Annotated in this window: 14 protein-coding genes; 3 read left to right on the forward strand and 11 right to left on the reverse strand. The window is 71.1% G+C overall.

The window, feature by feature from the left end; translation table 11 throughout:
• Positions 1–6 precede the first annotated feature (6 nt).
• The 11 genes from H0B56_RS11580 to H0B56_RS11630 all read right to left on the reverse strand — a co-directional run bounded on the left by H0B56_RS11580 (position 7) and on the right by H0B56_RS11630 (position 11,580).
• Positions 7–1,710: a thiamine pyrophosphate-binding protein gene (locus H0B56_RS11580; RefSeq protein WP_180893030.1), complete on the reverse strand. Its 1,704-nt coding sequence runs from the start codon at positions 1,708–1,710 to the stop codon at positions 7–9.
• Positions 1,707–3,194, reverse strand: coding sequence for a tripartite tricarboxylate transporter permease (locus H0B56_RS11585; RefSeq protein ID WP_180893031.1), 1,488 nt, complete (start codon positions 3,192–3,194; stop codon positions 1,707–1,709). Before H0B56_RS11585 ends, H0B56_RS11580 begins: the two co-directional genes overlap by 4 nt.
• 39 nt (positions 3,195–3,233) lie before the next feature.
• A complete protein-coding gene (locus tag H0B56_RS11590; protein WP_180893032.1) occupies positions 3,234–3,644 on the reverse strand; it encodes a tripartite tricarboxylate transporter TctB family protein in 411 nt (136 codons plus the stop codon).
• Between the two features lie 105 nt (positions 3,645–3,749).
• Positions 3,750–4,790 (reverse strand): tripartite tricarboxylate transporter substrate-binding protein, encoded by a 1,041-nt coding sequence (locus H0B56_RS11595; protein WP_180893033.1) that lies wholly within the window; start codon positions 4,788–4,790, stop codon positions 3,750–3,752.
• 242 nt (positions 4,791–5,032) lie between these two features.
• Positions 5,033–5,749 (reverse strand): hypothetical protein, encoded by a 717-nt coding sequence (locus H0B56_RS11600; protein WP_246361099.1) that lies wholly within the window; start codon positions 5,747–5,749, stop codon positions 5,033–5,035.
• A gap of 75 nt (positions 5,750–5,824) precedes the next feature.
• Positions 5,825–7,438 (reverse strand): PH domain-containing protein, encoded by a 1,614-nt coding sequence (locus H0B56_RS11605; RefSeq protein WP_343063860.1) that lies wholly within the window; start codon positions 7,436–7,438, stop codon positions 5,825–5,827.
• The gene (locus tag H0B56_RS11610) at positions 7,435–7,920 is read right to left on the reverse strand and encodes a PH domain-containing protein (RefSeq protein WP_180893034.1); all 486 of its coding nucleotides are present in this window, start codon (positions 7,918–7,920) and stop codon (positions 7,435–7,437) included. Before H0B56_RS11610 ends, H0B56_RS11605 begins: the two co-directional genes overlap by 4 nt.
• Positions 7,921–7,930: 10 nt before the next feature.
• Positions 7,931–8,800: a class II fructose-bisphosphate aldolase gene (locus H0B56_RS11615; RefSeq protein ID WP_180893035.1), complete on the reverse strand. Its 870-nt coding sequence runs from the start codon at positions 8,798–8,800 to the stop codon at positions 7,931–7,933.
• Positions 8,778–9,746: a hexose kinase gene (locus H0B56_RS11620; protein ID WP_180893036.1), complete on the reverse strand. Its 969-nt coding sequence runs from the start codon at positions 9,744–9,746 to the stop codon at positions 8,778–8,780. Before H0B56_RS11620 ends, H0B56_RS11615 begins: the two co-directional genes overlap by 23 nt.
• Positions 9,743–10,654 carry an ROK family protein gene (locus H0B56_RS11625; protein WP_343063861.1) on the reverse strand — a complete coding sequence of 304 codons (912 nt, stop codon included), beginning with the start codon at positions 10,652–10,654 and terminating at the stop codon, positions 9,743–9,745. The genes H0B56_RS11620 and H0B56_RS11625 overlap by 4 nt, the downstream gene beginning before the upstream one ends.
• 29 nt (positions 10,655–10,683) lie before the next feature.
• Positions 10,684–11,580, reverse strand: a complete 897-nt coding sequence (locus H0B56_RS11630) for an SIS domain-containing protein (RefSeq protein WP_180893038.1) — start codon at positions 11,578–11,580, stop codon at positions 10,684–10,686.
• 178 nt (positions 11,581–11,758) lie between these two features.
• On the opposite strand from H0B56_RS11630, the gene H0B56_RS11635 reads away from it, so the two are divergent.
• From H0B56_RS11635 to H0B56_RS11645, 3 genes are all read left to right on the forward strand, one after another.
• Positions 11,759–12,541 (forward strand): DeoR/GlpR family DNA-binding transcription regulator, encoded by a 783-nt coding sequence (locus tag H0B56_RS11635; RefSeq protein WP_180893039.1) that lies wholly within the window; start codon positions 11,759–11,761, stop codon positions 12,539–12,541.
• A gap of 161 nt (positions 12,542–12,702) precedes the next feature.
• Positions 12,703–13,938: an extracellular solute-binding protein gene (locus H0B56_RS11640; RefSeq protein ID WP_180893040.1), complete on the forward strand. Its 1,236-nt coding sequence runs from the start codon at positions 12,703–12,705 to the stop codon at positions 13,936–13,938.
• Positions 13,931–14,878 (forward strand): carbohydrate ABC transporter permease, encoded by a 948-nt coding sequence (locus H0B56_RS11645; protein WP_343063862.1) that lies wholly within the window; start codon positions 13,931–13,933, stop codon positions 14,876–14,878. Before H0B56_RS11640 ends, H0B56_RS11645 begins: the two co-directional genes overlap by 8 nt.

Consider the following 14,878-nt stretch of genomic DNA (forward strand, 5'->3'; position numbering starts at 1 on the left):
GTCTCCTCACCGCGCCGGGTTCGCCGTGTCCGCCGCCACCATCACCTCGACGACCGAGGGGCCGGGCCGGGAGCCCGCTTCGTCCAGTGCCGCAGGCAGCTGGGACAGCTCGCTCACCCGCCTGCCGTACGCACCGAAGGCCCGCGCCAGTGCCGCCACATCGGTATCGCCGAGGTCGCTGCACGGGTATGTCCCGGTCCGTGCGGCGGCTCCGCCGTAGCCGCGCAGGGCGAGGCGGACCGCGTGGTAGGAGCGGTTGTTCAGCACGATCCACGTCACTGGCGCGCCCTCGGCCACCGCAGTACGTACGGCCTGGATGCCGAACTGGAACACGCCGTCGGCCACGAGCGCGTGCACCCGCTCGTCCGGCCTCGCCAGAGCGACTCCCACCGCCGCTCCCAGACCCCAGCCGAGCGAGCCGCTTCCGGTCGCATAGAACGGGCCCGCGCCGCGTGGCAACGCCCGTAACAGGGTCGCGGTCGCGGTCACCGCGTCGGCCACCACGGGATCGGCCCGGTTCCGCCACTCGTCGAGCACGCGGCACAGCGTGACGGTGCTGATCAGGTCACGCTCGCCCGCGGGATCGGCGGCACCGCCGCCGGCGTCACGGCCGGGTCCGCCGAGGGCCTTCTCCAGCCTGCGCCGGTGCTCTCGCCGCACCGAGTCCGTCCAGTACGCACGCTCGGCGTCGCGCCCGTCCTCGCCACCGGCCGCGCGCGCGTGCTCTCGTACCCGCGTGGCCAGCAGCTCCACCGTCCGGCCCACGTCACCCGGCAGCACGCTCGCCCCGGGTTGGATGGCGGTGCCGGGTTCCGTGACGTGAACGACCCGAGCGCTATCGGGCAACAGGCACGGACCATCATCGGGTTCCTGGAAGGCCGGGGTACCCACGACCAGCACGACCGCCCCGTCGAGCAGGTCGGCGCCGTCGGAAAGCAGACCGCAGTACCGCTCGCCTGCGGTGTCGACGGTCTCGCGCTCCACATCGCGCCACGGCGGTTCGAACACCGGTGCCGGCAACAGCTCGGCCAGTTGCTCGATCTCGCGTGTCACTCCGGCACGCGCGAGGTCGCTGCCCGCCACGATCGCGACACGCTCGGCCGCGACCAGATGCCGCGCCACCGCGTCGATGGCCTCGTCGCCGGCGGGGCCGGTGACCTCCCGGTCGCTCTGTGCTCCGGCCGCTCGGCCGGTGGCTGCCTGCGCGAGGAGGTCCTGAGCCAGTCCGAGATACACCGGCCCGCGCCGGCTGCCGCGCGTGGCAGCCAGTGCCTCGGCGAGATCGGCAGGCAGCGACGCGGCCGAGCCTGCCTCCATCGCCGCGACGGTGAACGGCGCTGCCACACCCGCCGATCCGGGTGTCGCGGTGAACGTGCGCCTGTTACGCAGGCCCGTCGGTTTGGTGCCGTTGAGCACCAGGACGGGTGAGCGCCCTACCCGGGCCGCCTCCACCATGGCCAGCCCGTTGGTCATACCGACGTTGGCGTGCAGCAGGGCGACGCCCGGGCGCCCGCTGGCGCGGGCGTAGCCGTCCGCCATGGCCACCGCTGCCGCCTCGTGGGTGGCCAGGACGAACCGCACGCCCTGCCGGGCCACCGAGGCGTCCAGCAGGGGGACCTCGGTGGTGCCAGGGCAGGTGAACACCTGCTCCACACCGGCCTCCTCCAGGATGCCGAGCACCTGATCCGCGTTCGTCGTGGCCGCTGTCATGCGTGCACCTTTCTCGTGGTGGACGTGCGTCGCTTGTAGACCGCCACAGCCGCGAGCGCACCGGCCACGCTGCCGAGGATGGCCAACGGCACGGGTCGCAGGAGGAACCCGGGTCCGTGGATGTTGGTAGCCAGGATGAAGTTCCGCTCGAGCAGGTCGGCCAGCACGAACCCGATGATCATCGTCGCTCGCGAGTAGCCGTGCCGCTTCATCAGGAATCCCACCATCCCGAGCGCCAACACGATGGGCACGCTGAGCAGGTTCCCGTCGGCCTCCACGACCCCGAACACCGCGAATGCAGTGATCAGAGGAACCAGGTAGGCCGAAGGAACGAGGGTCAGCATCGCCAGCGGCCGCGCGGCCCACACGCACAGCGCTACGGCGACCAGGTTGGCCAGGATCAGTAGCAGCACCACCAGCCACAGCGTCCCCATCTCCTGGGCCACCAGGTCGGGCCCCGGTTGGATCCCGATGATGATCAGCCCGGACAGGACGAGGGCCGTGATGGGGCTCCCGGGAACGCCGAGCCCGAGGGTCGGCGCGAGGGCGGCCGCGTCCGAGGCGTTGACCGAGGAGTCGGCGGCGATGACCCCCTCGATGCGGCCCTTACCGAACTCCTTGCCGCGCCGCGATGTCTTCTTCGCCAGCGAGTACGCCATGAACTGGGCCGAGGAGCCGCCGATGCCAGGAAGGATGCCGACACCGACGGCGACGGCGCTGCTCTGCAACACGGTGCGCCACGCGCGGAGCACATCCCGGATGCTCTGAAGGATCCGGTAGCTGCGATACGACGCCCGACCGCCGCGGGCGATCGACCCTCCCTTGGCCATCAGGTCCAGCATCTCGGCGATGCCGAAGATGCCGATTGCGAACGTGGCGATCGAGATACCGTCCCACAGCTCGACCCTGCCGAAGGTGTAGCGCAACGCGCCCTGGCTGGTCTCCTGGCCGATGAACGCCAGTAGCAGGCCCATTCCGCCTGCCACGAGCCCTTTCATCATGGAGCCCTCGCCGGCGAAAGCCATGAACAGCAGGGCCACCAGTATCAGGGCGAACAACTCGGGTGGGCCGATCGCCATCGCCACCGGACGCGCGAACGGAAGCAGCATCGCGAGGGCGAGCGCACCGATGATCCCGCCTGCCGCGGACGACACCAACCCCGCCAGGATCGCCTTGCTGGCCTCGCCGCGCTGCGCCATCGGGTACCCGTCGAGCAGCGTCGCGACTCCCACGACGTTGCCGGGCACCCCGAACAGGACGCTGGTGATCGTATTGCCGGTCCCGGCAGTGGCGGCCGCACCGATCAGCAACCCGATGGCCGATACCGGGTCCATCGTGTACAGGAACGGCAGTATGAGCGCCAGCAGCAGCGTGCCGCTCAGCCCCGGGATGATGACCACCAGCTGGCAGATCACCACGCCGATGCACATCCAGGCCAGTAGGCCCGGCGTGAGCATCCCGAAGCCTTCGATGACGAAGTCCATGAACGCGAACACCTTCGGTCGGACGGGCAGGTCCAGGGTCTAGCCGAACAGCAGGCCGTGGTACAGCGGCTCATCCAGGGCCACGCGCACCACCAGGAAGAAGGCCAGCGTGGACAGTGCGCTGAACACCAGAGTGGGCATCCATCCCTGCCCACCGCGGAACCGGATCAGGCACACGCTGAACGCCGCGAGCGCGACGACGGCCCCGCCCAGCGCGAACAGCGCACCGTAGAGCAGCAGCCAGAGGTACGGGTTCGCACGCAGCGTCGAGGCAAGGTTCCCGGCGGTGGGTCTCGCCGGTTGCCGCGCGTGCCGCTCGGCCACGAGGCCGCGAACCTCGCTCGCCAGCACCACCAGCGCCAGCAGAGTCGTCAGCGACCCCACGACCAGCGGCGCGGTCCCTGCCTTGCCGGGAAACCCCAGCGCCATCCCCGTCGCGGTAGCACTCACACCGGCGATCGTGGTGACCAGCAGCACCGGCGCCAGGGGCGGTACTGCCCGAGCTCGCCGCTGCTCCGTCCGGGATCCGTGTTCCACTCGCACCACCGGGTTCTCCTACTCGGCCAGCTCGTCGACCAGATCCTGGTACCGCTGTGGAACGTCGAGCAGGTTCGAAGTCAGGTCGACGACCTCGTCACCCTGGAGGTACTCGTTCTCCGGACTGACGGTCAGGCCGCTGTCGGCCAGCTCGGCGACGAACTCCTCGTCGTTGGCCACCGACCACACCGTCTCCCGCAGCTCCTCGAGCTCGGCGTCCGGCATCTGCGGTGGACCGATGAGGGTGTAGAAGGCGGCGGCCATGTCGAAGTGTGTCTGCAGCACCTCGCGGTCGTCGTCGTCGATCCCGTCCACCTCGGTGGCCGTCGGGACGTCCGGGAACTTCTCCGAACGCTCGTTCACCAGCCGGAGCACGGGTCGCACGTCGTCGAGCCTGCCGATGGTCTCGAACGTCCGTACCGGCCCGATGACCGCGTCCGCGTCGCCTCGCTCGATCGCGACCATCCGCTCGCTCTGGTCGTCGAAGCCGGTGATGAAGTCGGCGTCGAGCTCGAGAACGTCCGAAACGACCTGCTGCGAGGTGAAACCCAGCGAACCGCTGGTGCCCGAGGCGAACCGCACCTCGTCGGCGGAACGAAGGTCCTCGACGTCCTCCAACGGCGTGTCCTTACCCGAGAAGAGCATGTGATCCGCACCGCCGAAACTCCCGACGTAGGACAGGTCCTGCAGGTCGAAGCGCAGCTCCTCGGCGCCCTGCAGCTGCATGATCGCCAGCGGGCCGATCTGCCAGAGGACCAGCGTGGAGCCGTCGGCACCCTCTTTGATCATGTCGTTCAGCGCGACGAGCCCGCTGGCACCGGGCTGGTTGTCCACCACCACATCGGTGTCGAGTGCCTCGCCGAGCCGGGGGGCGATCGTCCGTGCCCAGGTGTCGAACGAGCTGCCCGGCGACGTGGGAACTGCGAGTGTGAGCCGCTCGCCGTCGAACGACCCGCCCTGGTCCTCCCCTTCCAACGCCGGGCCGCCTGCTTCGCCGCCGCAGGCAACCAGCACGAATGCGGCGGCTACGGCGGTGACAGTAGCTCTGGATACGCGCACGAGGTCTCCCTTCGGGCGACACCGCCTCCGGAACTTCCGAGGGGATCGCCGTGAGTGGTGCCACAGTCTGTTTCTGCTGGATCAGTGTCGGCCGCGCGTACCCGGGCGACAAGACATCCTTGCCGCTCAGTGGCAAACATGCAGTTCATAGCGCTACTACCTGGAGGCCGCCCGCTCGTCGACCCGCTGGGCGCGGCGCGAGCGGGCTTCGGCGTGCGGGACAGGGGGCAGTTACGCGGCCCTCAGCCCCCGCGCAGCTCGGTGGCCAGCAGCAAGGCCTCGTCGGTGACGTCCGCGAGCAGGGTGCCGTCCCGGTGGCCGTCGAAGAACGCGGCCTCGACGATGGTCACATCCGTCCCGGTCACGTCCGAGGCGTACTGACCACCTGCGACCTGGGGCGCGTCGTCGATCTCCGCAGAGCCGTCCCGGACCATGTCGGATACGTTCCCGGCTCCCGTGGTGTCGGTGAGCGCGCGCAGCTCGGCCGCACGGCGCTCGTCCGGCATCGTGACCACCACGACCGACACGAGCGCCCGCGCCCCGCCTGCGCTGGTCTCGTACAGCCCGCGGACGACGCGGTCACACGGATGCTCGGCGAGCCAGTCGCGCACGTCGCCGTAGGAGACCGCCGCGCAGTTCGTGCCGACATCCGGGGCGGTGGCCGAGTCGAACACGTACTCACCCACCCCGGTGGTCTCCTGCGTCGTGCTCGAGGTGTGCTCGGTGGTGGCTGTGGCCGCCGCGTCCGCGGGAGCGGGTGTCCCGCCGACATCGGCATGCGCACCCCCCAGGTCGTAGCGCACCAGCCACCACACGAAACCCGCCAGCACGGCCACAGCGAGCAGGCCGATACCGGCGAGCAGCGCGGACCCGCCGGTGGGTAGCGCCCGGGGTCGTGACCCGCCTACCGGGGCGCCACGAGCGCCGCCGGATCCGGCAGGGGTGTTCGCATCGCGCATGGTGGGCATACCGTATCGGATGCCCGAACCGCGAGACAGCGGACGCCCACCACCTCCGGCGCGTGGCACGGCGGCTCAGGACTGCGCTGTGCGCTCGACAAACGGGCCGAGCAGGTCCGGAACGGCCTCCTCGGCGAGGCGCAGGCCGTCCGCCTCGCCGACGTCGCGCACCTGGTAGCCACCCGACCCGGCCGCGGTCGTCGCGGTCACGGTCACCAGACCCACACGGCGCTGGAAGATCGACTGGCGCACGGTCCACCCGATGACCCCGCTGCGTTGCAACGCCACGGTGCTGCGGCGCGCGGCCCCGCCACGGCTGACGAGGTACCGCCCGGCAAGGGCATGGCCGAGGTTGCGGTAGGCGTCCCAGGCCACAAGCGCGGCGATCGGCACTCCGCCGAGCAGGCACAGCCACATCGCCGTACCGGCGAGATCGGCGCGCCATCCCTCGGTCAGCGACGCGGCCACCCCGAAGCCCGCGGCCACCACCAGCACCGGTGCCAGCGACCAGCGAAGCCTCCTGACCAGCGCGGCCCTGGGGTGCGCCGCCAGCGGCACCCCGGTCGGCGCGTTCGGTTCGTCGAGCACGGCCGATGTCACCCGGTGTGCCGTCCGGCGGGGCGCGGCAGGAAGCAAAGTCTTGTGGTCGGTTCGCTCCGATCCCCCGCCGTGCTGCATGCCGGTGGCGACGGCGTCGACGCGGCCGGCACGCGCCAGCCGAACCCCGGGTGCCTCGACGAACTCGACGCCCCGGAGCCTGCGCTCCTCGAGCGAGATGGATCGCGTGGTGAGCAGCCCCCGGCGTACCCGCAGCGTGCCATCCGCCTCCCGGTCCAGCCGGTAGCCCCACCACATCTCCACGAACAGCAGTGCGGCCCCGACAGCGCCGGCAGCCGCGACGAACAGCACCAGCGTCACCAGCGCCAGCACCACAGCCATCGTCGCGCCGACGGCCACGTCCGCGATCGCCTGCCGGGCACCGTCCCTGGCATCGTCGACGAGACCGCCGACCGGGCCGAACAGGCTGACCACGTTGGCGAGGAAGCCGATCACGGCCGCGCCGAGGGCGGGAGTCAGGAACGACAGCGGTGCGTACGCCGCCCAGCGCCAGTCCAGCGTCGCCAGCGGTGCCTGCTGCTGTTCCAGCTGCTGAGCCTGCTGCCGGGTCCGCGCCTCGTCTTCCGGCTCAGCCGCAGGCGTGCGCCGCAGCAGCTCCACCCGCAGTGCCTCGGCGCGCGTACGGGCCACCGGGTCGAGCTTGACGCCGGCCTCCCCGGAGGCGGCCTGCTGGCCTGTACCGATCACCACCGTCGCCAGGCCGAAGATGCGGTGTAGCGGGCTCGCGGTGATGTCGACGGTCCGGATCCGCTCGCGTGCCAGCGAGCGCCGCCGCGTGACGACCAGCTGGAATCGCCACTCGAACCGTTCCGGGGTCGTACGGAACCGGGTAGCACGCCACCGGAGGTACTCCCCGAGCATCGTGACGATCATGATCGCGGCGACCCCGCCCGCCAGGATGCCGAGCGTGCCGGGGATCGAGCGGCCTTCCGCGTGGATCCCCATTCCGGCAGGTACCGCCGCGATGAGCACGATGCCGGAGGTGACCAGCGTGCGCATCACCACCATGCGCCGGTCGAGCCGCTCGAACGTGCCCACCGCACGCACCCCCTGGTCCGGCCGTGCCGTCACGTGGCATCCCCCGGAGTCGCCTGCGTCGTCTCGGTGAGCTCCTCGGCGAGGGAGCTCGCCAGCTGCGCGTCCAACCCGGCGATCTCCACGGCACCCTTCGCCGATGCGGTCGTGACGGTGACGGTGGCCAGCCGGAACAGCTGCTGTAACGGCCCCCGCGCGGTGTCGACCGTCTGGATCCGCGACATCGGTGCCACGCGCCATTCCTGCCAGAAGTACCCGGTGCGGGTATACACCGCACGGTCGGTGACCTCCCAGCGATGCACCCGGTACCACCACGCGGGCAGGAGGACCGACACCGCCGAGCCAACGACCCCGATGGCCGCGGCGAGTATGAGCAGGGCGGGCACGAGCAGCACCCCCAGCACCGCCACCACGAGCGTCAGCGGGAGCACGACGAGCGCGAACCGGACCCGCCACCAGGCAAGGCAGCGGGGGTTCAGCCGGTTGGTGGGTGGCCTCAGGCGTACCGACTCCGTCATGCGCTCGACCCTATCCGTCCGGCGAGCCCGCCCGCCGCCGATCGGGGTCGGCGGCCAGCACACCGAGCAGGTGCTCGACCTCCTCGGCCAGTGCCCGGCGACCCGCGTCGATGTATCGCCTGGGGTCGACGGTGTCGGGATGCGCCCCGAGATGGTCACGCACCGCCGAGGTGAACGCGGCGTTCAGCCTGGTCGCCAGGTTGATCTTCGTCATGCCGTACGCGACGGCACGGCGCAGCCCCGCGTCGGGCACGCCGGATGACCCGTGCAGCACGAGCGGTACCGGCACGGCGGCGCTGATCGCGCGGATCAACTCGACATCCGGGTCGGCGTCTCGCGTGCGCATCGCGTGGCTCGTACCGACGGCGACCGCGAGCCCGTCGACTCCGGTGGCCGCGGCGTACCCGGCCGCCTGCCGGGGGTCCGTGCGCGCGCCGGGAGCGTGCACGCCGTCCTTGCCGCCTACCTCGCCGAGCTCGGCCTCGACCCACACGGCGCGTTCGTGACACCAGGACGCGACCCGCGCTGTCTCCGCCACGTTCACCTCGTACGGCCGTGCGGAGGCGTCGTACATCACCGAGCCGAACCCCAGCTCGACCGCCGTACCGACCAGGTCGGTGCCGGTGGCGTGGTCCAGGTGCACCGCGACGGGCACGCGCGCGGAACGGGCCACGGCGAGGGTGGCCGAGCCGATCGGCGCGAGCCCGCCGTGGTACCGCACGCAGTTCTCGCTGACCTGCATGATCACCGGCGTTCCCGCGGCCTCGGCACCGGTCGCGATGGCTTCGGCATGCTCGACCTGGATGACATTGAACGAGCACGCACCCCTCCCGCGCGCCCGCGCTGCGGCGACGAGCTCACCGGTCGGCGTCAGGGTCATCTCCGCACAACCTCCGTCCTGATCGGCCCGCGCCGCGCACGGGACGGATGCCGGTAACGAGATCGCGGTAGGTATCGAACTCGACCTCCCCCGCGACCGGGGACGCTACGGCGGCCGCCGACAGCGCCACCGCCTCGGCGAGCACGGCGTGCCACGGCCGGCCCAGCAGCAGCCCCGCGGTGAACGCGGCCGTGGCGGCGTCGCCCGCCCCTGTCGGGTTCCCGGCGACGGCGGCGGGCGGCGCGGCCCGCCAGGTCTCCTCGCCTGTGACGACAACGATCCCGTCGGTACCGCACGAGACGGCCACCCCGGCGGCGCCCGCGTCGAGGAGCACACGCGCCCCCGCATCCACCCCAGCCACGCCGGTGGCCCCGGCCAGCTCCGCGGCGTTCGGCGCGACCACGGCAGGCCCGCCGCGGCAGCCGAGGCGCAGCGCGGCCCCGCTGGTGTCGAGCACGGTGGCGACACCGGCAGCGGCCGCCCGCGCGGCGAGGCGCGCGTAGGCATCGTCGGCGACGCCGGGTGGCAGCGAGCCCGCCAGCACGACGGCACCGGCCGACCGGAGGTGCTCGTCGAAGCCCGCGACGAACCGGTCCCATTCCGGACCGGTCACCTCCGGGCCCGGCTCGTTGAACACCGTCGCGTCGGTGTCGACGACCGTGACCGAGCGACGGGTCTGCCCGGCGACCCGCGTGAGGTCCTCGTCGAGTCCCGCCGCGCGGAGGTCCGCGCGCAGCGCGTCGCCGGTCACCCCGCCCGCCGTGCCCAGTACGCGCACCTCGTGGCCGAGGGCGTGCAGCACCCGGGCGACGTTGACACCCTTTCCCCCACCGCGCGAGCGCACGCACCGCACCCGGTGGCTCGCGTGCGGCACGAGCGCGTCGACGTGGTAGGTGACATCGAGCGCGGTATTGAGCGTGACCGCGAGTACGGCTCCCGCGGTCACGGCCGCACCTGCCGGTCGAGGCGCTGCCAGGCCAGCAGTCCGGCGCCGATGCACCCCGCGAGGTCGCCGAGCTCCGGGGCCACCACACGCGGCCGCCTCTGGAACGTCAGGTGCTCGGACAGCCGGTCACGCAACGGGTCGAGCACGGCGCTGCCCGCACCGCCGAGCCCGCCACCCACGATGATCACCTCCGGGGCGAGCAGGTTGACCGCGGCGGCGAGCGCGGTGGCCAGTGCCTCGACGGCCTCTCCCCACACCTGTGCGGCCAGCCGCCCACCGCGTGCGGCCCGGGCTGCGACCTCCGCAGTGGAGATCGATTCACCGCTGAGCTCGGCATACCGGTCGGCGATGGCCGCGGCGGACGCGACGGTCTCCACGCAACCGCGGTTGCCGCACCCGCAGGCACGCCCGCCCGGCGCGACGACCACATGTCCGAGCTCACCCGCGTAGCCGCCGCCGGAGTGGAGCCTGCCGTCGAGCACCAGACCCGCAGACACGCCGGTCCCCACGGCCAGGAACAGCACATCCGCGACATCCCGCCCCGCGCCGAGGGCCCATTCCGCCCACGCTCCCACCCGCACATCGTGGCCGAGCGCGACCGGCACGGCGATCCGCTGTTCGAGGTACTCGCCCACCGGCAGGTCCCGCCATCCGAGGTTGGACGCCGTGATCACGCGGCCGTGCCGCTCGTCGACGATGCCGAGCACGGCGACGCCCGCGGCCAGCGGCACGAGGTCCCGTTCGGTGGCGGCGTCGATCATGTCGGTCACCACCCGCACGAGCTGCCGGAGCACGGCCTCGTCGCCGTCCTCCCGCGCCGTCGGCACGCGGCGCCGGTGCAGCAACGTCCCGCGCCGGTCGACCAGCCCGGCCTTGATCGAGGTCCCGCCGAGGTCGACAGCGACCACGCACTCAGCCATCGTGCTCGACCGCCCCTTCACCGGCCACGGCCGGGACCGGTCCCGAGAACCACCGAGCGGCTGAGGTTGCGCGGCCGGTCCGGGTCGAGGCCGTCGCGTCGTGCCAGCGCTACGGCGAGCCGGTGCACGCGCACCAGGTCGGCCAGCGGATCGCGCACGGAACACTCCCACCGTCCCCCGGCCGCGCGGACCTCGCCTGCCAGCCCGGCCGGGGGCTCGCCGAGCGACCACACCAGGCTCCGTTCGTCCGTCACGCTGATCGGCCCGTGCCGGTACTCCATCGCCGGGTAGGCCTCTGTCCACGCGAGTGCCGCCTCCCGCAGTTTCAGCGCAGCCTCGCGCGCCAGCCCCACCGTCCAACCGCGACCGAGGAAGGTGAACTGGGTGCACTCGGTCGCGCCGGCGGACAGTTCCGCGGTGAGCGCCTGATCCGCCGCCTCGGCAAGGCGGGCCGGTGACTCGCCGAGGTGTGCGCGCAGCAGCACGAGGGCGGTGGTGGCGAACCTCGTCTGCACGACCGCGCGCTCATCGGCGAAGTCGAGCACGACACAGGCGTCGGCGGCGCGCGAGACCGGGGCGTCGGCGACGCCGGTGATCACCACGGTGGGAACCCTGCCCCGCAGCTGGTCGAGCAGCTCGACCATCTCCGTCGTGGTCGCCGATCGGGACAGCCCGAGTACCCGGTCATAGCGCCGGTCGGGCACCTCCGATGCGGGGAACGCGTCCGTCTCGCCGTGCCCGCCCGCCTCCCGGAGCGCGGCGAAGGCCTGCGCCATGAACAGCGACGTGCCACAGCCGACGACCGCGACGCGCTCGCCGTCACGTGGCAGCACCGGTTCCCACCGGGAGTACTCGTCGAGCGCTCGCGCCCAGCACGCGGGCTGATCCGCGATCTCGTCCTCGACATGCGTCATCGAGCCACTCCCGTCTCGGTTCACCCGGCCTCCCCGCTCGCACACTACTGAGCGATCCTGCATGATATTTACAGAAACACGCAAATTCGCGCAAGTACCTGCCCGCGTGCTCGTTGTCCGGCCGCGCCGGACCGGGCATGCTTGCGCGCACCGGAAGAAACGAGGAGCGCCGTCCCGGATGAGCAAGAACACCCGCCTGAACACGCTGCTCGAGCTGCTCGCCGAGCGTGGGCAGCTCGACGTCGAGCAGGCAGCCACCGACCTCGCCGTGTCCCCGGCCACCATCCGGCGCGACCTCGACACGCTCGCGGAGCAGCAGCTGCTCCGGCGCACGCACGGCGGAGCGGTACCGAACAGCACAGCCTACGACCTGCCCCTGCGGTACAAGACCGCACGGCACGCCTCCGAGAAACGGCGCATCGCCGAGACAGCGGCTCAGCTGGTCTCGCCCGGGTCCATCATCGGAGCCAGCGGCGGCACGACCACGACCGAGGTCGCGCGTGTGCTGGCCACCCGGTCGGATCTGCAGGAACAGGGGGTCCCGCCGACCACGCTGGTCACCAACGCGCTCAACATCGCCAACGAGCTGACCGTGCGCCCGCACATGAAGATCGTGGTCACCGGCGGTGTCGCCCGGCAGCAGTCCTACGAGCTCATCGGCCCGCTGGCCCGCGAGATCCCGCAACAGCTCGCGCTGGACACGATGTTCCTCGGCGTCGACGCGATCGACGTCGAGCTCGGCGCATGCGCGCATCACGAGGGCGAGGCCAGCATCAACCAGCTCATGGCCTCGCGCGCACGCCGGGTCGTCGTGGTCGCGGACAGCTCCAAACTCGCACGGCACGCTTTCGCCCGGATCTGCGCGATCGAGCACGTCGACGTTCTGGTCACCGACAGCGGCGCGTCGACGGCCACCACGGATCGCTTCACCCAGGCGGGCGTAGACGTCATGGTCGCATGACCGTGCGGGGCCGCACGGCGATCGCAAACTGCCTGTTGATTTGTGCTTGATTATGCGTAAGACTGCTCAGAATCATGCACGCTGTGCGTGTTTCGTGCCCGTATCGGGGCACGGCACCTGACCGACAGGGACCTCTCGGGGAGAGAAAGGTGGCCGGCCGCATGAACCCTTCCTGGCGCAGCAGATCGAGGCCGTTGCGCGCGGCCGCTCTCGGACTCGGCGCGGCACTGGCGCTGTCCGCCTGCGGCGACGCGGACGACGGTGACACCATCACGTTCATCGCCGCGGAGTACAGCTCGGACACCGAACCGTACTGGCAGGAGCTCATCGCGGACTTCGAGGAGGCCAACCCGGGGATGAGCGTGGACCTGCAGGTGGTCAACTGGGACGACATCGACCAGCACGTGACGACGCTCGTGCAGAACAGGCAACAGCCGGACGTCCTCAACCTCAACAAGTTCGCGGGTTTCGCCGCGGACGGCCTTCTCCGCCCCGCAGAGGACGTCGTCTCCGCGGAGGTACGCGACGACTTCCTTCCCGGTTTCGCCGACAACAGCGTCTACGAGGGCACGCAGTACGGCCTGCCGTTCATCGCGAGCACCCGCCTGTTCTTCTACAACACCGATCTGTTCGACGAGGCGGGTCTGGACGGCCCGCCGCGAACCTGGGACGAGGTCGCCGACTACGCCGAGCAGATCTCCGAGCTCGGAGCCGTCGGGTACGGGCTCCCGCTCGGCCCGGAGGAGGCCCAAGCCGAGTTCCAGATGTGGATCAACGGTAACGGCGGGCACTGGACCGACTCCGACGGCAACTGGGCGATCAACAGCGAGGAGAACGTCGAGACCCTGGAGTTCCTCGCGGGCATGGTCGATGACGGGCTGACCCAACCCAACCCCGCGACGACCAACCGCGCCGATATGTTCAACGCCTTCGCCCAGGGCGACGTCGGCATGCTCAACGGTGCGGTCTTCCTGCCCGGCGTGATCGAGGACCAGAACCCGGACCTGAACTACGACATCGCCCCGATCCCCGGCAACGAGGGGCACGAGCCGAGCACGCTGGGCGTGCAGGACTACCTGATGGCGTTCGACAACCCCGGCAACGAGGAGGCGGTCAACGCGTTCCTCGACTTCGTCTACGACACCGACAACTACACCGAGTTCCTCTCCACCGAGCGCTTCCTTCCCGCGACCGACTCAGCGAGCGAGGCCATGACCTCCGACGCCGAGCTGGCACCGTTCATCGAGGCGCTACCCGAGGCACGGTTCTTCCCGACCACCCGGCCCGAGTGGACCGAAGTGGACGGTGCGGTGAAGCAGGAGATCGGCACCGCGGTGCAGGACGCCGAGCCGCGCGAGGTGCTCGACCGGCTACAGCAACGGGCGAGTGGTGAGTAGCTCCGCTACCCGGGTGCGGCCTTCGGCCACCACGACCGGGCGGGTACCGGCCGGGCGGGCACGGCCGCGCCGCACGGCCCGCCTTGAGCCGCTGCTGTGGCTCGGTCCCGCGCTCCTGCTGATCGGCGGCATCGTGCTGTGGCCGGTGGTGGAGATGGTGCTCACGTCCTTACGGGAGATCAGCAGGACGGGAGTACCCAGGGGCTGGGCAGGCGCGGACAACTTCAGCGCCTTGCTCGACCACCCCGAGCTCGTGCCGGTTATCGGCCGCACGATCGTGTGGGTGGCCGGGATCGTCGCCGTCACGGTGGCGCTCTCGCTCGGGCTCGCGCAGCTGCTGCACGCCCGGTTCCCCGGGCGGCGCCTCGTGCGCTGGGCCCTCATCGTGCCCTGGGCGGCATCGCTTGTCATGACCGCGATCGTCTGGCGGTGGATGCTCAGCTACTTCTACGGCATCACCAACCGCGTACTGACCGATCTCGGCGTGATCGACTCTCCCCGCGACTGGCTCGGCGACCCGACGATCGCGCTGCTGTGGATGATGTGGGTCGGCGTGTTCGTCTCGCTCCCGTTCACCACCTATGTCCTGCTCGCCGGGCTGCAGACGGTCCCCGACGAGGTCCACGAAGCGGCCAGAGTGGACGGTGCCTCCCGGTGGCGGACCTACTGGTCGGTGGTCTTCCCGTTGCTCAAACCCGCGCTGCTGGTGGCGACCGTGATCAACGTGATCAACGTGTTCAACTCGTTTCCGATCATCTGGGCGATGACCCGCGGCGGCCCGGGGAACGCGACGGACACGACCACGACCTTCATGTACAAGCTGGCGTTCGTGGACCAGAGCGTCGGCCAGTCGGCTGCGATGGCCGTCGTGAACTTCCTGATGGTGGTCGTGATGGTGCTGCTCTACCTGCGCGCGGTGCGCTGGAAGGAGATCGGCTGA

Origin of the sequence: Haloechinothrix aidingensis (genome assembly GCF_013450155.1) — a bacterium.
Lineage (GTDB): Bacteria > Actinomycetota > Actinomycetes > Mycobacteriales > Pseudonocardiaceae > Haloechinothrix > Haloechinothrix aidingensis.

Coding starts and splice junctions, on each gene's coding strand:
- H0B56_RS11580 (WP_180893030.1), bottom strand. CDS start 1,710: ATGACAGCGGCCACGACGAACGCGGATCAGGTGCTCGGCATCCTGGAG.
- H0B56_RS11585 (WP_180893031.1), bottom strand. CDS start 3,194: ATGGACTTCGTCATCGAAGGCTTCGGGATGCTCACGCCGGGCCTACTG.
- H0B56_RS11600 (WP_246361099.1), bottom strand. CDS start 5,749: ATGCGCGATGCGAACACCCCTGCCGGATCCGGCGGCGCTCGTGGCGCC.
- H0B56_RS11610 (WP_180893034.1), bottom strand. CDS start 7,920: ATGACGGAGTCGGTACGCCTGAGGCCACCCACCAACCGGCTGAACCCC.
- H0B56_RS11615 (WP_180893035.1), bottom strand. CDS start 8,800: ATGACCCTGACGCCGACCGGTGAGCTCGTCGCCGCAGCGCGGGCGCGC.
- H0B56_RS11630 (WP_180893038.1), bottom strand. CDS start 11,580: ATGACGCATGTCGAGGACGAGATCGCGGATCAGCCCGCGTGCTGGGCG.
- H0B56_RS11635 (WP_180893039.1), top strand. CDS start 11,759: ATGAGCAAGAACACCCGCCTGAACACGCTGCTCGAGCTGCTCGCCGAG.
- H0B56_RS11640 (WP_180893040.1), top strand. CDS start 12,703: ATGAACCCTTCCTGGCGCAGCAGATCGAGGCCGTTGCGCGCGGCCGCT.